This is a genomic window from Roseobacter weihaiensis (assembly GCF_020622345.1).
GTDB classification, from domain to species: domain Bacteria; phylum Pseudomonadota; class Alphaproteobacteria; order Rhodobacterales; family Rhodobacteraceae; genus Roseobacter; species Roseobacter weihaiensis.
In genome coordinates this window covers 79,321-94,133 of the sequence record NZ_JACNMO010000018.1, presented here as the reverse complement: position 1 = coordinate 94,133, position 14,813 = coordinate 79,321, and the positions used below count along the sequence as shown (strand labels likewise).

16 protein-coding genes are annotated in these 14,813 nt (G+C 58.5%); 8 read left to right on the top strand and 8 right to left on the bottom strand.

All coding sequences use genetic code 11. From position 1 onward, the window contains the following. Positions 1-79 precede the first annotated feature (79 nt). Positions 80-1,432: a cytochrome P450 gene (locus H7847_RS18375; protein ID WP_227270938.1), complete on the top strand. Its 1,353-nt coding sequence runs from the start codon at positions 80-82 to the stop codon at positions 1,430-1,432. Here H7847_RS18375 and H7847_RS18370 read toward each other — a convergent pair. Further along, on the bottom strand, positions 1,429-3,735 hold the full coding sequence (locus H7847_RS18370; RefSeq protein ID WP_227270937.1) for a DNA topoisomerase IV subunit A: 2,307 nt from the start codon (positions 3,733-3,735) through the stop codon (positions 1,429-1,431). The genes H7847_RS18375 and H7847_RS18370 overlap by 4 nt on opposite strands. A 203-nt stretch (positions 3,736-3,938) precedes the next feature. Between H7847_RS18370 and H7847_RS18365 the strand changes: the two genes are divergently transcribed. The 6 genes from H7847_RS18365 (at position 3,939) to H7847_RS18340 (ending at position 8,246) form a co-directional block, all read left to right on the top strand. Next, complete coding sequence (locus H7847_RS18365; protein WP_227270936.1) at positions 3,939-4,622, top strand: SH3 domain-containing protein; 684 nt, start codon at positions 3,939-3,941, stop codon at positions 4,620-4,622. A 54-nt stretch (positions 4,623-4,676) separates the two neighbouring features. Then, positions 4,677-5,507 (top strand): SDR family oxidoreductase, encoded by an 831-nt coding sequence (locus H7847_RS18360; protein ID WP_227270935.1) that lies wholly within the window; start codon positions 4,677-4,679, stop codon positions 5,505-5,507. Between the two features lie 84 nt (positions 5,508-5,591). After that, entirely contained in the window at positions 5,592-5,795 is a 204-nt protein-coding gene (locus tag H7847_RS18355) for a twin transmembrane helix small protein (protein ID WP_227270934.1), read from the top strand. Positions 5,796-5,801: 6 nt separating this feature from the next. Continuing rightward, on the top strand, positions 5,802-6,374 hold the full coding sequence (locus H7847_RS18350) for a cob(I)yrinic acid a,c-diamide adenosyltransferase (RefSeq protein WP_227270933.1): 573 nt from the start codon (positions 5,802-5,804) through the stop codon (positions 6,372-6,374). Positions 6,375-6,558: 184 nt separating this feature from the next. Then, the gene (locus tag H7847_RS18345; protein WP_227270932.1) at positions 6,559-7,317 is read left to right on the top strand and encodes an electron transfer flavoprotein subunit beta/FixA family protein; all 759 of its coding nucleotides are present in this window, start codon (positions 6,559-6,561) and stop codon (positions 7,315-7,317) included. After that, complete coding sequence (locus H7847_RS18340; RefSeq protein WP_227270931.1) at positions 7,317-8,246, top strand: electron transfer flavoprotein subunit alpha/FixB family protein; 930 nt, start codon at positions 7,317-7,319, stop codon at positions 8,244-8,246. The genes H7847_RS18345 and H7847_RS18340 overlap by 1 nt, the downstream gene beginning before the upstream one ends. 52 nt (positions 8,247-8,298) lie before the next feature. Here the strand turns inward: H7847_RS18340 and H7847_RS18335 are convergent, their stop codons facing one another. Further along, entirely contained in the window at positions 8,299-9,141 is an 843-nt protein-coding gene (locus tag H7847_RS18335; protein WP_227270930.1) for a DUF6473 family protein, read from the bottom strand. 153 nt (positions 9,142-9,294) lie between these two features. Between H7847_RS18335 and H7847_RS18330 the strand changes: the two genes are divergently transcribed. Further along, positions 9,295-10,170: a 3-hydroxybutyryl-CoA dehydrogenase gene (locus H7847_RS18330; RefSeq protein ID WP_227270929.1), complete on the top strand. Its 876-nt coding sequence runs from the start codon at positions 9,295-9,297 to the stop codon at positions 10,168-10,170. A 15-nt stretch (positions 10,171-10,185) separates the two neighbouring features. On the opposite strand, the gene H7847_RS18325 is transcribed toward H7847_RS18330, so the two are convergent. The 6 genes from H7847_RS18325 to H7847_RS18300 are packed head-to-tail and all read right to left on the bottom strand — an operon-like array spanning position 10,186 to position 14,812. After that, positions 10,186-11,061, bottom strand: coding sequence for a lysophospholipid acyltransferase family protein (locus H7847_RS18325; RefSeq protein WP_227270928.1), 876 nt, complete (start codon positions 11,059-11,061; stop codon positions 10,186-10,188). Positions 11,062-11,105: 44 nt separating this feature from the next. Continuing rightward, on the bottom strand, positions 11,106-11,375 hold the full coding sequence (locus H7847_RS18320; RefSeq protein WP_227270927.1) for an HPr family phosphocarrier protein: 270 nt from the start codon (positions 11,373-11,375) through the stop codon (positions 11,106-11,108). 16 nt (positions 11,376-11,391) lie between these two features. Next, positions 11,392-11,784, bottom strand: a complete 393-nt coding sequence (locus H7847_RS18315; protein ID WP_227270926.1) for a PTS sugar transporter subunit IIA — start codon at positions 11,782-11,784, stop codon at positions 11,392-11,394. Positions 11,785-11,787: 3 nt separating this feature from the next. After that, the gene (rapZ, locus tag H7847_RS18310; RefSeq protein ID WP_227270925.1) at positions 11,788-12,675 is read right to left on the bottom strand and encodes an RNase adapter RapZ; all 888 of its coding nucleotides are present in this window, start codon (positions 12,673-12,675) and stop codon (positions 11,788-11,790) included. Continuing rightward, on the bottom strand, positions 12,672-13,121 hold the full coding sequence (locus H7847_RS18305; RefSeq protein ID WP_227270924.1) for an HPr kinase/phosphorylase: 450 nt from the start codon (positions 13,119-13,121) through the stop codon (positions 12,672-12,674). The genes rapZ and H7847_RS18305 overlap by 4 nt, the downstream gene beginning before the upstream one ends. 2 nt (positions 13,122-13,123) lie before the next feature. Then, positions 13,124-14,812, bottom strand: coding sequence for a sensor histidine kinase (locus H7847_RS18300; protein ID WP_227270923.1), 1,689 nt, complete (start codon positions 14,810-14,812; stop codon positions 13,124-13,126). Between the last annotated feature and the right edge of the window lies 1 nt (position 14,813).

The window sequence follows — 14,813 nt, the reverse complement described above, 5'->3', positions numbered from 1 at the left end:
GCAACCGGCATTGGACCGCTCAACGCCACGCCCTAATTCACAAGTATCACGCGACACGCAAGGGCAAAGGGAAATCATGATGACCGATGATCGTGTACCAGTTCGCATTCCGCTGGTGACAGAGCCCACCGGCGTGTTGAAAAGCTGGCAGCTCATGCGTGAAAACGTGCTCAACATCATTCCCGAGGCCGCCACGCGTCAAAAGGTTCTGTCCGGCAGAACGGTCAAGCGCTGGCATATGGTGATGGACCCGGACGCCCTGCAGAAAATGCTGCTGGAGCGCGTGGAGGATTATCCCAAATCGACCGTCACAAAGAATATGCTGCGTCCGGCCATCGGCGAGTCGCTCTTTATCGCCGAAGGCGCGCATTGGCGCTGGCAGCGCCGCACCTCGGCCCCGGTCTTTTCACATCGCAACGTCAGCGCGCTCGGCCCGGTGATGACGGCCGCGGCAGAGCGCAGTGCTGAGCGCATCGCGCAGGCGGGCCGGCGGGCGGTGAACATGCTGGATGAGATGACAGCGGCGACCTTCGATGTGATTGCCGAGGTCACATTTTCGGGCGACGGCAGTTTTGATCGCGCCGCAGTGCATGAGGCGATCGAGACCTACATCAGCGACGCGGGGAAGATATCACTGCTCGACATCCTCGGGGCACCGGACTGGGTACTCCGCCCGAACCGCATGGCATCCTCGAGCGAAATGAGCCAGATGAGGAAAGACGCCGATGCCGCGATTGAAGCCCGCGCCGCCCGTGGCCCCGGTGCCGTACCGGACCTTCTCGATCTTTTGCTGGCGGGTGAGGATCCCAAATCCGGTCGCAAGATGACAACGGGCGAGCTGCGCGACAACCTGCTGACCTTCATCGTCGCGGGACACGAGACAACGGCCCTGACCCTTGCGTGGTCCTTCTATCTGTGTGCGTTCGACGCGGCGGTTCAGGACAAGGCGCGCACCGAGGCGCAGGGCGTTCTGCAAGGGAGACCCGCCACCGCGCAGGATGTGCCCAACCTGCCCTACTGCCGCCAGATCATCGACGAGGCACTCCGGCTTTACCCGCCGGCGGGTGTGGTCTCGCGCACCGCGCAGAAGCAGGATGATCTCTGCGGTGCGGACATCCGGGCTGAGGACACGGTGATGATCCCGATCTACGCACTGGGGCGACATCATTTGCTCTGGGACAGGCCGGATCATTTCGACCCGGACCGCTTTGCAGATCGCAAATCGATCCATCGCTACGCCTACCTGCCCTTCGGCGACGGGCCGCGGATCTGTATCGGGGCATCGTTTGCCCTTCAGGAGGCGGTCATTATCCTGGCAACCCTGCTCTCGCGCTTTCGGTTCAGCGCGGTCAAAGGGCGTGATCCCAAGCCGGTGATGATCCTGACGTTGCGGCCCGAAGGGGGCGTCTGGCTGACGGCGGACGCGCTTTAGGTAAACTTGTTGTCGCGCGGGAAACCGCGCGGGGCCATACGCCCGGCAGAAGCACGTTTGCCAATCCATTCCGCAAGGTCTGTTTCGGTGCGTGTGCGGCCCGCCGGGTCCAGCCAGCTCAGCCCATCGGCCTGTGTGAATGTCGTAGCATCGGACAAGCCACCGTCCTTGTATTTCTGCAGTCGCAAGCCTTTGCCGCGCCCCATCTCGGGCAATTCATCCAGACCAAAGACCAGCACCTTGCGGTTTTCACCGACCACCGCCACGGCATCGCCCGTCACCGGCTTGCAGATCGCGGCACGAACCTCGCCCCGCACATTCAGCACCTGTTTGCCGCTGCGGGTCTGGGCGACAACATCTTCTTCGCTGACCACAAAACCATCCCCGGCAGAGGAGGCCACAAGCAGTTTGCGTCCCGGCGCATGTTTGAGAATAGTGACGATCTCTGCCTCATTGGGCAGATCCACCATCAGACGCAAAGGCTCTCCCATCCCGCGCCCGCCCGGCAGATTGGCTGCAGAGACGGTGTAGAACCGACCGTTGGAGCCAAAGACCAGCAGACGGTCTGTCGTCTCTGCATGAAAGATAAAGCGCGGCCCATCGCCATCCTTGAACTTCAGCTCCCGGGTCAGATCGATGTGCCCGGTCATCGCCCGGACCCATCCCATCTGCGAACAGACAACGGTGATCGGTTCGCGGTCGATCATCGCCTCGATCGGCACTTCCTCGATCACAGCCCCTTCGGCAAAGGTCGTGCGGCGCGCGCCGCCCTCCCAATCCTTGCCAAACTGCTTTTTGGTCTCACGCAACTGTTCAATGATGCGGGCCCATTGCAGCTCGGCACTGTCGAGCAGATCCTCAAGCTGGGCGCGTTCTTCCATCAGGGCGGATTGCTCGCGCAAAAGCTCCATTTCCTCCAGACGGCGCAACGACCGCAGACGCATGTTCAGGATCGCTTCGGCCTGCACCTCTGTCAGAGAGGGATCCCCAGACGGCTGCGGCGGCACGTAATCCGCCTCATTCAAGGCCCGCGGATGTTCCTTGCCCCAGTCCTCGGCCATCAGGGCGGCCTTGGGGTCCTCGTCATAGCGGATGATGTCGATCACTCGGTCGAGGTTGAGAAAAGCGATGATGAACCCTTCGAGCACCTCAAGACGGTGATCGATCTTTTCCAGCCGGTGGCGGGACCGGCGCAGCAGAACTTCCTGCCGGTGATCGAGAAACGCCTGCAGCACCTCTTTCAACGAACAGACCCTGGGGGTCAGACCGTCGATCAGCACATTCATGTTGAGTGAAAACCGCAGCTCCAGATCGCAAAGGCGAAAGAGCATGCCCATCAACACATCGGGGTCCACGGAGCGCGACCTTGGCTCGATGATCATGCGCACATCTTCGGCGGATTCGTCGCGGATATCGCCAAGAATCGGAATCTTCTTGGTCTGGATCAGCTCCGCGATCTTTTCGATCAGCTTGGACTTTTGCACCTGATAGGGGATCTCGGTCACGACGATCTGCCACTGACCGCGCCCCAGATCCTCGACCTGCCAGCGGCACCGCAGGCGGAACCCGCCTTTGCCCGTGCGGTAGGCCTGTGCGATACTCTCCGGCGGCTCCACGATCACGCCACCGGTCGGGAAATCCGGGCCGGGCACGTATTTCAAGAGCGTATCGTCGCGGGCCTCCGGTGTCTTGATAAGGTGGATGCAGGCATCACAAAGCTCCGCGATGTTATGAGGCGGGATGTTTGTCGCCATGCCTACCGCGATACCGGACGACCCGTTGGCCAGAAGGTTGGGAAACTGCGCCGGCAGCACCACGGGTTCGGTCAGCGTGCCGTCGTAGTTCTCTCGAAAATCGACCGCGTTTTCAGTCAGACCCTCAAGCAGAGCTTCGGCCACGGCGGTCATCCGCGCCTCGGTATACCGGCTGGCAGCGGGGTTATCACCGTCGATATTGCCGAAATTTCCCTGCCCGTCGACCAGCGGGTAGCGGACGTTGAAATCCTGCGCGAGGCGCGCCATCGCATCGTAGATGGCCGCATCGCCATGCGGGTGGTAATTGCCCATCACATCGCCGGAGATCTTGGCAGACTTCCTGAACCCTCCGGTGGAGCTGAGCCGCAATTCCCGCATCGCGTAGAGGATGCGGCGGTGCACGGGCTTGAGACCATCGCGGGCATCCGGCAACGCGCGGTGCATGATCGTGCTGAGCGCATAGGTCAGATACCGTTCACCCAGCGCACGTCTGAGAGGCTCTGACAGATCCGGTTGCGCGATGTCGCTGATGTCATTCTCGTCAGTCATTGCCCTTGTGTAACGAGGCGGTTTGCGGCGAACAAGCGGGTAATGCGGGCAAGCCGCGGGCTTTCACATCGGCCGAACCACCCGGTCAAACGGGGCCGTTTGGTGAAAAATCTCCTCGGTACAGCCACAAAGCCAATCAGACACTGGAACAAAGCCCCGCAAAATATGTTAGTCTGCCGGCATTGGTAACGAGGATTCGCGCGATGAAGCGATTCATTTTATTGTCTTTTCTATTCATGGGTCTTGGATTTTACGAATTGAGCGGTGGGGCCGATTTTGATCCCGAGGTCGCACGTCTTGCGGCCATCGACGCCCGGCAGGACCGCGAAATTGCTCGAAAAGCGGCCTTCCCAGCCGTTAATGTGGCCGCAGCCAAAGCACGCGACACCCATTCTTTGGCCTCGGATCATCCCGACACCGGTGTCACACGCGCACGTCTCGGCCTGATATCTTTCGATGCGGTGATGGCTGACAGAGCGACACCAGAAAGCCAGCCTGATACCTCGCCCGCGCCTGCGGAGGTCGCCGCCCCGCCGGATCAGCTACCGATTGCGGCGCTGGCGGATGTCGCCGCCCAGCAGGATCAGCCGCTCAGCCTCGCCGCACTTGAGGCTACCGGACCGGACCGGCAAACCCTCGCCTTTTCCGGCACATCCCGCGTTGCCACATCGACCGCCCCAACAACAAGGCGGGACATCCGGTCGATCAACGGCACCCATGTGAATGTCAGGTCAGGGCCCGGCACCTCTTACGATGTCGTCGATCAGTTGACGCAAAGCACACAGGTCGAAATCCTCAGCGATGCGGGCAACGGCTGGGTCGAACTGCGCCCGCTGACGGGCGGCCCCTCAGGCTGGGTTGCGGCCTTCCTGCTGACGAACGGTTAGAGTTGCACAACATCTTGCGAATTGGCACAGGTTGGCAAGACGCAAGGGGACCACATGGCACAAAAATCCATTCTGATCACCGGCTGCTCGTCCGGCATCGGCTACTGCGCGGCCCAGAACCTGCGCGCGGCGGGTTGGCGCGTCTTTGCGGCCTGCCGCCAGCAAGAAGATTGCGACAGGCTGATCAGCGAAGGGTTCGAAAGCCCCCGGCTTGACTATACCGAACCGCAGACGATCCACAGCGCGCTCAAAGAGATCCTGGAGGCCACCGGCGGCACGCTTGATGCGTTGTTCAACAATGGTGCCCACGGCACACCCGGCGCGGTCGAAGACCTGCCCACCGATGCGCTGCGCGCGATCTTCGAGGCAAATTTCTTTGGCTGGCACGAATTGACCCGCGTCGTGATCCCCGTGATGCGCGCGCAGGGGCGCGGGCGGATCATCCAATGCTCCTCCGTGCTCGGCTTTGTCACCCTGCCCTGGCGCGGAGCGTATAATGCGACGAAATTCGCGTTGGAGGGGCTGACCGACACCCTTCGGTTGGAAATGCGCGACACCAATATCCACGTGGTGCTGATCGAGCCTGGGCCGGTGACATCGAAAATCAGGCAAAACTCGATCCCACATTTTGAAAAGTGGATCGACTGGCAGGCGTCGCCCCGCCGCACGCAGTATGAGAAAAACCTGCGCAAAAGGCTCTACAAAGACAGCGGGCCGGACCCCTTTGAGTTACCCCCCGAAGCGGTTTTCAAGAAGCTGCGCCACGCGCTGGAGAGCTATAATCCCAAACCGCGCTATTATGTGACAACGCCAACCTATGTTATGGGCTTTTTCAAACGCGTTTTGCCGACCCGTGCGATGGATTGGATATTGGCCCGCAGCTGAATTTGGCAGGTATTCAAAATAGCCATTCGCTTTTGCCCGGCGGACCTCTACATCGTGCGGCATAACTAGAAAAGGACACATAACGTGGGAGACCCATTTTTCATTTTGGCCGTCGTGGCCTGCTTGGCCGTGGTGGTGGTTCTGGCGCTCGGTCTGGGCGGTTTTGCAGGCGGCGGTGCCTTCAACAAGAAGAACTCCAACAAATTGATGCGCTACCGCATTGCGGCGCAGTTTGTGGCGGTGATTTTCATCATTCTCTTTGTCTATTTCCGAAATGAAGGAGGCTAACCGACGATGGTCGTCTTGAACAAGATCTACACCAAGACCGGGGATGCCGGTGAAACAGCACTTGGCAATGGTGTGCGCGTGGCAAAGCACTCGCTGCGCGTGACGGCTTACGGCACCTCGGATGAGTTGAATTCCTTTGTGGGTGTCGCCCGCCTTGAGGCCGAAGGAGATATGGACGACGCCCTGAGCCGGATTCAAAACGATCTGTTCGATATCGGTGCGGACCTCTGCAGGCCCGATATGGAAAAAGATGCCGAAGCCGAATACCCGCCGCTGCGCATCGCTGATACCCAGGTCAGCCGGCTCGAGAGCGAGATAGACGACATGAACGCCGGTCTCGATCCGTTGCGCAGCTTTATCCTGCCCGGTGGATCGCGCCTGGCTGCGCAACTGCATGTCTGCCGAACAGTCGCACGACGCGGGGAACGACTGTGCGTCGAGCTGGCCACGATGGAGGCGATCAACACGGCGGCGGTCAAATACCTCAACCGGCTGAGCGACTGGTTCTTTGTTGCGGCCCGGACGGCGAACAACGGCGGCAAGGATGACGTGCTCTGGGTGCCGGGTGCAAATCGGTAGAGGCGTGTAGTCAATCGGAAATATTTTGTGACGCCGCGTCAAATTCCCCTGAAACGCGGCGTAGGCGCGACGCAACGTGACGATTTTGCACTGTTTCAACCGCTCAGGCTTGGGTAAACCACACTTCAGAAAACGTAAGGCTCACTTTTGCAGGTGAGTCGCATTGCCAAGGAGAGAGACGCATATGAAGGTATTGGTACCTGTCAAACGCGTGATCGACTACAACGTCAAAGTGCGCGTCAAAGCGGACGGTTCGGGCGTCGATCTAGCCAACGTGAAAATGTCGATGAACCCGTTTGACGAGATTTCTGTCGAACAGGCCATCCGGCTGAAAGAGGCGGGTCAGGCGGAGGAAGTCGTCGTCGTCTCCATCGGCGTCAAGCAAAGCCAGGAAACCTTGCGCACGGCGTTGGCAATGGGGGCGGATCGCGCAATCCTCGTGGTGGCCACCGATGATGTGCACAACGACATCGAACCGCTGGCCGTGGCGAAAATCCTCAAGGCCATTGTGGAGGAGGAACAGCCCGGTCTGGTGCTCTGCGGCAAGCAGGCGATCGACAATGACATGAACGCCACCGGTCAGATGCTGGCGGCCCTGATGGGCTGGTCGCAGGCGACCTTTGCTTCCGAGGTTACGGTCGAAGGCGACAAGGCCTTGGTCACGCGGGAGGTCGATGGCGGTCTGCAGACGATCAAGGTCAGCATGCCCACCGTCATTACCGTGGATCTGCGGCTCAATGAGCCGCGCTATGCGTCGCTGCCCAACATCATGAAGGCCAAGAAAAAGCCGCTTGATGAGAAGACGGCGGCTGACTACGGCGTCGAGGTGGCGCCTCGGCTTGAAGTGGTCAAAACCGAAGAGCCTGCGGCACGGGCAGCGGGCATCAAGGTCGGCTCCGTGGATGAGCTGGTCGCGAAACTCAAAGAATCGGGGGCTGTATAATGGCTGTTCTACTTCTTGCAGAGGTGAATGATGGCGCTCTGGCCATGGATGCAACCGCGAAGGCTGTGACAGCCGCGCAAGCACTCGGGGATGTGACACTGCTGTGCACCGGCGCGAGCTGTTCCGCCGCCGCAACAGAGGCCGCGACCATTCAGGGTGTGGCAAAAGTGCTCTGTGCCGAGGATGCGGTCTATGGCAAACGTCTGGCCGAACCGGTGGCGGATCTGATCGTATCGCTTGCCGGCGACTACGAGCATATCGCGGCCCCTGCCACCACGGACGCCAAAAACATCATGCCGCGTGTTGCGGCGCTTCTGGATGTGATGGTCATCTCGGATGCCACTGCCGTGATTGATGCGAACACCTTCGAGCGCCCGATCTACGCTGGCAACGCGATGCAGACGGTCAAGACGGCTGATGCGAAAAAGGTTGTGACCTTCCGTGGCTCGACCTTTGAAGCAGCAGGGACAGGCGGCTCAGCGCCCATCGAAAACATCGGTGCCGCGGGCAATCCCGGCCTCAGCGAATGGGTCGAAGACAAGGTCGCTGAAACGGATCGTCCGGAGCTCACATCGGCCGGTGTGGTTGTGTCCGGTGGACGCGGCGTGGGCTCCGAGGATGATTTTGCACTGATCGAAAAACTGGCGGACAAGCTCGGCGCAGCCGTTGGCGCGTCCCGCGCGGCGGTCGATTCAGGCTACGCCCCGAACGATTGGCAAGTGGGTCAGACCGGCAAAGTCGTGGCGCCGGAGCTTTATGTTGCCGTTGGCATTTCCGGGGCCATTCAGCACCTTGCCGGCATGAAGGACAGCAAGGTCATCGTGGCCATCAACAAAGACGAGGAAGCACCGATCTTTCAGGTCGCCGACTACGGTCTTGTCGCGGACCTTTTCACAGCCGTGCCTGAGCTGATTGAAAAGCTGGACTAACGTCCGCAGATGTTTTCGAGATAAAAGGCCGCCCCGTCCGGAGGCGGCTTTTTTATACCCTGACAATGGAATGCAGCGTCTTTCCCAGATGCAGAGCCGTCTCCCCATGCGCCCGAGGGCCCATCAGTTTTCCTGCGGCAGGGGTTTCCAGCTCGTCGAAAACCATACCATGGGTGCCGGCTGCCAAAGCCTCCTCCGATGCGGTAACCTCGACATAGCCCGACACCCGTACCGCCAGATCATCCAACATCGCGCGGGTCACAAACAACGGCTCGGAACTGCCGGTCGGATTGTCATAGCGTACGTCCGCTTCGCTGGGCGGATGATCTGCAAACCACAGAAGGATGACATGGCCACAAATGCGGCGCAGCAGAAGCTTCATGCGTGCGGACCAGGCGGCCTGTAGCTCCTTTGCGATAATCCCAAACCGTTCGGTAGACGCATCGTAGAGTGCGCATAACATATGGCGGTTAAAATGAAACTCGGCAAAGTCGACCTCGGGATAGATCGATTTCAACAGGGGTGACGCGGTCAGAAAGCGGTCGTTCCTCCGTGGATGGACCGAATAAAACCTGTTTGACAGATTATGCGCCCCAACCACCTGAAGAACCGTCGCTTCCGCCCCGTTTGCCGCTTCGGTGATAAAGCCATCGTTCAAGAAGACATCCACTCCGGCATTCGACACGCCGAAATTGATGCAATTCACACCCAGATCGCTTTCCACAAGGTCAGGAAACGGCGCTTTGATGAATTTGCCATATGTTTCCGTACCGCCGATGAATGCAACGTATGGCGCGTCAAGCCTGCGCTGCGGCCCCCGGAACAGAATGCGCGAATTCCCATATCGGCACGGCGCATAGTTTAAGGCTTTCGCCCCCAAGACGTCATAGGCCATAAGCCACCCTTTTTACTCACCCGACATCGGTTATGCCGGGCTGGTCCTTAAATTTTCTTAAAGCTCCAATTTTAGAGAGTGATGCCGGGTCGCAACCCCTTGCGACTTCCAGTCCCGGCACCGTAGAATGCCGCGGACACAAAAGGATTATCCATGGAAATCAAGACTGTCGGAATCGTTGGTGCAGGCCAGATGGGGAATGGCATTGCACATGTCATGTCGCTGGCGGGATATGATGTCATCCTCAATGATATCAGCGGCGATGCGCTGGACCGCGCCATGGCGACCATTTCCAAAAATATGGAACGTCAGGTCAGCAGGGGGAAAATTACCACCGATGCGCATCAGACGGCGCTCAGCCGGATGACAACGACCACAACGCTGAAGGAAGTGGGCCAGACCGACCTGATCATTGAGGCCGCGACTGAACGTGAAACGGTCAAACAGGCAATTTTCGAGGATTTGCTGCCACACCTGAAACCCGAAACGATCCTGACCTCGAATACCTCATCGATCTCGATCACACGCCTGGCCAGCAGAACCGACAGGCCGGAAAAATTCATGGGATTTCACTTCATGAATCCCGTACCGGTGATGGAGTTGGTGGAATTGATCCGCGGGATCGCCACAGACGAAGAGACATTCCGCGCCTGCAAGAAAGTAGTTGAGCGATTAAACAAAACGGCGGCATCCGCAGAAGACTTCCCCGGCTTTATCGTGAACCGCATCCTGATGCCGATGATAAACGAAGCGGTTTACACCCTTTACGAGGGCGTCGGCAGCGTGCAGTCCATCGACAGTTCCATGAAACTTGGAGCAAATCACCCGATGGGCCCATTGGCGCTTGCCGACTTTATCGGCCTGGATACGTGCCTTGCAATCATGAACGTCCTGCATGACGGCCTGGCAGATACCAAGTACCGCCCCTGCCCGCTTCTGACCAAATACGTTGAAGCAGGTTGGCTTGGGCGCAAGACAGACCGTGGATTTTACGACTATCGGGGCGAAACACCCGTACCCACCCGATAGGGCCGCAGGAGCGTCTCAGCTTTCCAAGGACAGGGTGTGCTCGCGCAGCCAGGCCATGAAACCACGCGGATCATCCGCCCATTTCTCGATTTCCTGCTGAGACAGGGGATGACCGACAATCGGCGCCTGGGGTTTGTTTAATGCGTGAACGATCTCGTGTAGCAACAACCCCTGACGCAACATCGGTGAAATCTTGTTGGCAATCTGATACGCGCGCGAATTCTGGCCCTGAAACTTGATGGGCAGAACAGTGGCCCCGGATCGGCGGATCAGCTTGGCTGTAAAGACGTTCCACTCCCCCTCGACGGCCGGCCCGAAATACGTCTCTGATGCCGCGACGCCACCGGAGGGAAACAAGGCCACGACACCGCCTTTCTTGAGATGCTCCATGGCACGCGCGCGCATCTCAACGCCTTTGCGCTGCGCATCGGGATCATGCGGAAACGGCACCGGGATCATATAAGATCCGGCAACCTCATCAATGACGGTCAACAACGACCGCGTCAGAATACGGTAATCAGAGCGTGCACGACCAATCAGATCCGCAAAGATCATGCCGTCAACCATACCATGCGGATGGTTTGACACGACGATCACCGGACCCTCTTTCGGTATCCGGTCCAGCTGGTACTGCGGTGTTTGTAATTCGATGCCCATCACGTCGAGCGCTGCACGCCAGAAAGCCTGCCCCTGCGGCGCCCCGCGACGCTCGAACTTCCGCACCAGCCGCAAGATCGTGAGCTTACCCGTCAGCGCCTCGATCACACGGATAAAGGCCGCCTTCCACGGGTCTTGGAAAGTGGATGCGTAAGAAATAGCAGTGCGATCATACTTGGAGAAATTGATCGGTTCGGCCTGCTGATCGACACTGATATTCTGCGAACTTTCCATCAAGAAGAAACCCTTCAGCTTATCTACCGCAGGAAGCTGCGTGCTCAGCCATCTTCCCCGAATTTATTCGCAACCAATGCAGACAGCGCCTCCGCCAAGGCTTCTGCGTCCGGTCCAATCGTTTCCACTTCAATAAAGCTTCCCTGAGAAGCTGCCAACATCAAAAGCCCCATAATACTATCGCCGGAAGCGGACAAACCGTCTTTCGACACCTCGGCGTTGGCGTCAAAACCTTCTACGACCTCAACAAGTTTTGCTGAAGCACGAGCATGGAGGCCTTTGACATTCACGATTTCAAGAGTGCATTTGGTCATTGACTTGAGGGCCTTGTCATTCCGGGCTGATGTTCTGGCTGTCGATGTATTTCTTTCCTGCTGCCAGGGCTGCCCGAACCGCATCTGGCACAGGCTTATGACGACTCTTGGCAAGTTTTATCAACAAGGGCAAATTCGCGCCATAGAGGATACGGCGGTCTCCGGGACGGCAAGCCAGCAGACTGAGGTTCGACGGCGATCCGCCGTAAAGATCGGTCACGACAACTACGCCCTCGCCCTGATCTACGGCGTCGGCTGCGGCACAGATTTCACGCTCCTTTGCTGCCCTGTCGTCATCTGCCTGAATACCAATTGCCTGAATACCGGTCTGCGCCCCCACCACATGTTCGATGGCGGCCAGATACTCCTTGGCCAATCCCCCATGCGCGACGATGACGATACCAATCAAGGATCAGGCCTCTTCTTTTTTTCTCAGGTCCAGTTCGCGGTGCCTTATTGACACCTGCCAGCCTTCTTCCGCAAGCCGCAATCCGTGTGTCTCGGCCAGAACAACGGAACGATGCTGCCCGCCAGTACACCCAAAGGCGATTGAAAGGTACGCTTTTCCCTCTTCGCGATAAGCGGGCAGCAATAGGAGGCTCAAATCGGCCACGCGTTCCGAAAACTCGGCAAACCGCGGATCCGCCATCACGTAATCTTGAACGCGGCTGTCTTTGCCATTGAGCGGACGAAGTGTCGGCGTCCAGTAAGGATTGGTCAGAAATCGACAGTCATACACCATATCCACATTGCGCGGCAAACCACGCTTGTAAGAAAACGACTGCACCGAAACTGACAACCGCCGATGTCCATCCGGGGCAAACCAGTGTTCAACCTCTGCCCGAAGCTGGTGCACATTCAAATCGGTTGTATCGATCAGAACGTCCGCTCTCGCCCGCAGAGGTCCCAGCATCTCGAGTTCCCGCATGATGCCTTCGGAGGGGCGATCATCGGGGGCCAGCGGGTGACGACGGCGCGTTTCGGAGAACCGCCGCAACAAAACCTCTGTCGAGCAATCAAGATAAAGCAGTTCCGGGGCCAGACCGGGTACCCCGGTTAACTGACCCAACGCATCGATCACAGCCGTGGTTGAAAAATCCCGGTTGCGCGGGTCAATGCCCAAAGCCAAAGGCTGACCCTTGCCGCCGGTTTCAAGCAAAGCCGGCAATAGACGCAGAGGGAGATTATCGACGACCTCAAAGCCCGCATCCTCCAGCACGTTCAGCGCGCTGGACCTTCCCGCACCAGACGGACCGGAAACCAGAACGAGGCGTCGTGCCGCAGCATCACGTTCAATCATGAGGGTTCTCTTCTTCCAGCCTTGAGATACTGTAAAACTGCCGCCGGGAAGTGGGCGCCGTCAATGCTATAGAGGCAGGGCAATTTGACGCCGCACATCTCTATCTCATGCAGCACCGGCAAACGGTCAACCTCGTGCTGATCCAGGTCTACCGCCAAGACAATTTCCGAGCCTTCGACCGTTGACGCATTCAAAAGACCAACTCCACGCGCCTCGATCATCCCGCGGGTGGAAGACGGTGCCCGCGCAATCAGAGTATCTTCCCTTCGCGAAAGATGTGTTTGATCGTCAGCAACCAGAGATGCGCCGAACGCCATCATTTGCAATGCAAGAGCAGATTTTCCACGCGCTGATGCCCCGAGGATCAGCAGGCCCCGACCGTCAACCGCGACAGTGCTGGCATGAACAAGAGTGGCGCGGCGGTTGGACGGCAGGTCCTGCGTCATTCTCAGATCGGCAGGCCGACGACGAATCGCGCGCCCAGCGGTTCCGATATGATGTCAGCTTCGGTGGGGCGAATGTTCTCTGCCCAGATCACGCCCCCGTGAGCTTCAACGATCTGTTTGGAAATCGCGAGACCCAGCCCCGAATTGTTGCCAAAGTGTTCCTCGGGCCGTTGTGAATAGAACCTTTTGAAAATCTTCGCGAGTGCCTGATCTGGAATGCCGGGGCCGGTATCTTCCACGACGATCAGCACGCGGTTCTGTTTCTTGCGCGCCCAGATACGGATCGCATCGCCATCTTCGCAAAACGAAATCGCGTTCGTGACCAAGTTGACAAAAACCTGCGCAAGCCGGGCTTCGAGACCATGCACAACAATCGGGGTATCGGGCAAATCCGTGATGAATTCGATTCCCTTCGATTTTGCGTCCTCTCCGAGATACTGGCCAAGATTTGACAGCGTTGACAGGACGTTGAAGGGCTCCTCTTCTTCCTTGACCAACTCACTGTCCAATCGCGAGGCGTTGGAGATGTCGCTGACCAGACGATCAAGCCTTCGCACATCGTGATCGATCACATCAAGCAGCTTTTCACGTTGATCTGCACGTTTGACCATGCGCAACGTGCCAACGGCGGACCGCAATGAGGCCAAGGGGTTCTTAATCTCATGCGCCACGTCTGCCGCGAATTGTTCATTGGCGTCAATGCGGTTGTAGAGCGCTGAAATCATCCCGCGCAATGCGCCGCTCAGGCGTCCGATCTCATCCGGACGCGCCGTCAGATCGGGGATCCGAATACGGCCGGGATTCATTTTTCTGGCGTTTTTGTCCCGCCCGAGTTCTGCGGCGGCGGCAAGATCGGCAAGCGGGTTTGCGATCGTAGACGCCAGGACCAAGCTGAGCCCAACGGAAACAAGCGTCGCGATCACGAACATCTGCAGCACACGTTCCCGTTCACCGCGCACCAGATTGTCAATCTCTCCGGCAGCCGTGGCAACCGCGACCACACCGACCGCATTGTTGTTTTGCAAAATAGGTGTGGCAGCGGTAAAGAGTGCGCCACCAACAGTATCCAGCTCATTGCGGATTTGCGTCCCGTTCTGAAAAGCTTGCGCCACGAAGGGCTTGATCTTCTCAGCGAGTGGAGTTTGGTCTGAGACCTTCGGCTCAACAGCAATGGAAGAGACAACCGCCCACAGCCAGCTCAGCCCATCCGTCAGGATCGTGCGGCTTTCCAGACCGCCGGCGATTTCACCCGCTGCAAGTCGCCCTTCTGTATTGCCGACAAGCAACTCAGAGTGGTTGTAGACAAAGACTTCGATCCCGCTGCGCAAATCCAGCCCCTCCAGGGTCGCCTGCAGGTCAATCCCGTCGCCGGTTGCCAGATTGACCGGCGCACCGGCGGGCAGCTGCGCCTCGATCACATCTGCGATCAACTCCGTTTCGGACACGAGGGAGGCTGCGCGCTGCAATGCGAGACTGTCACGCGAGGAGTTGAGATACAGAATACCCGCAACCAGGATATTCAGCGCAATAAGGTTGAAAGTGATAATTTTGCGGGTCAAAGGAGACGCGCGCAAAGACATCAACCCGCGCCGCTCTCGTGACGCGCGCATCTCGTTTGCGGCAGCGCTTTCCGGTGCTACCCAGTCATCACCCAGAACAACATCGCCATCCTGGGACACAGGTGGGTTCATG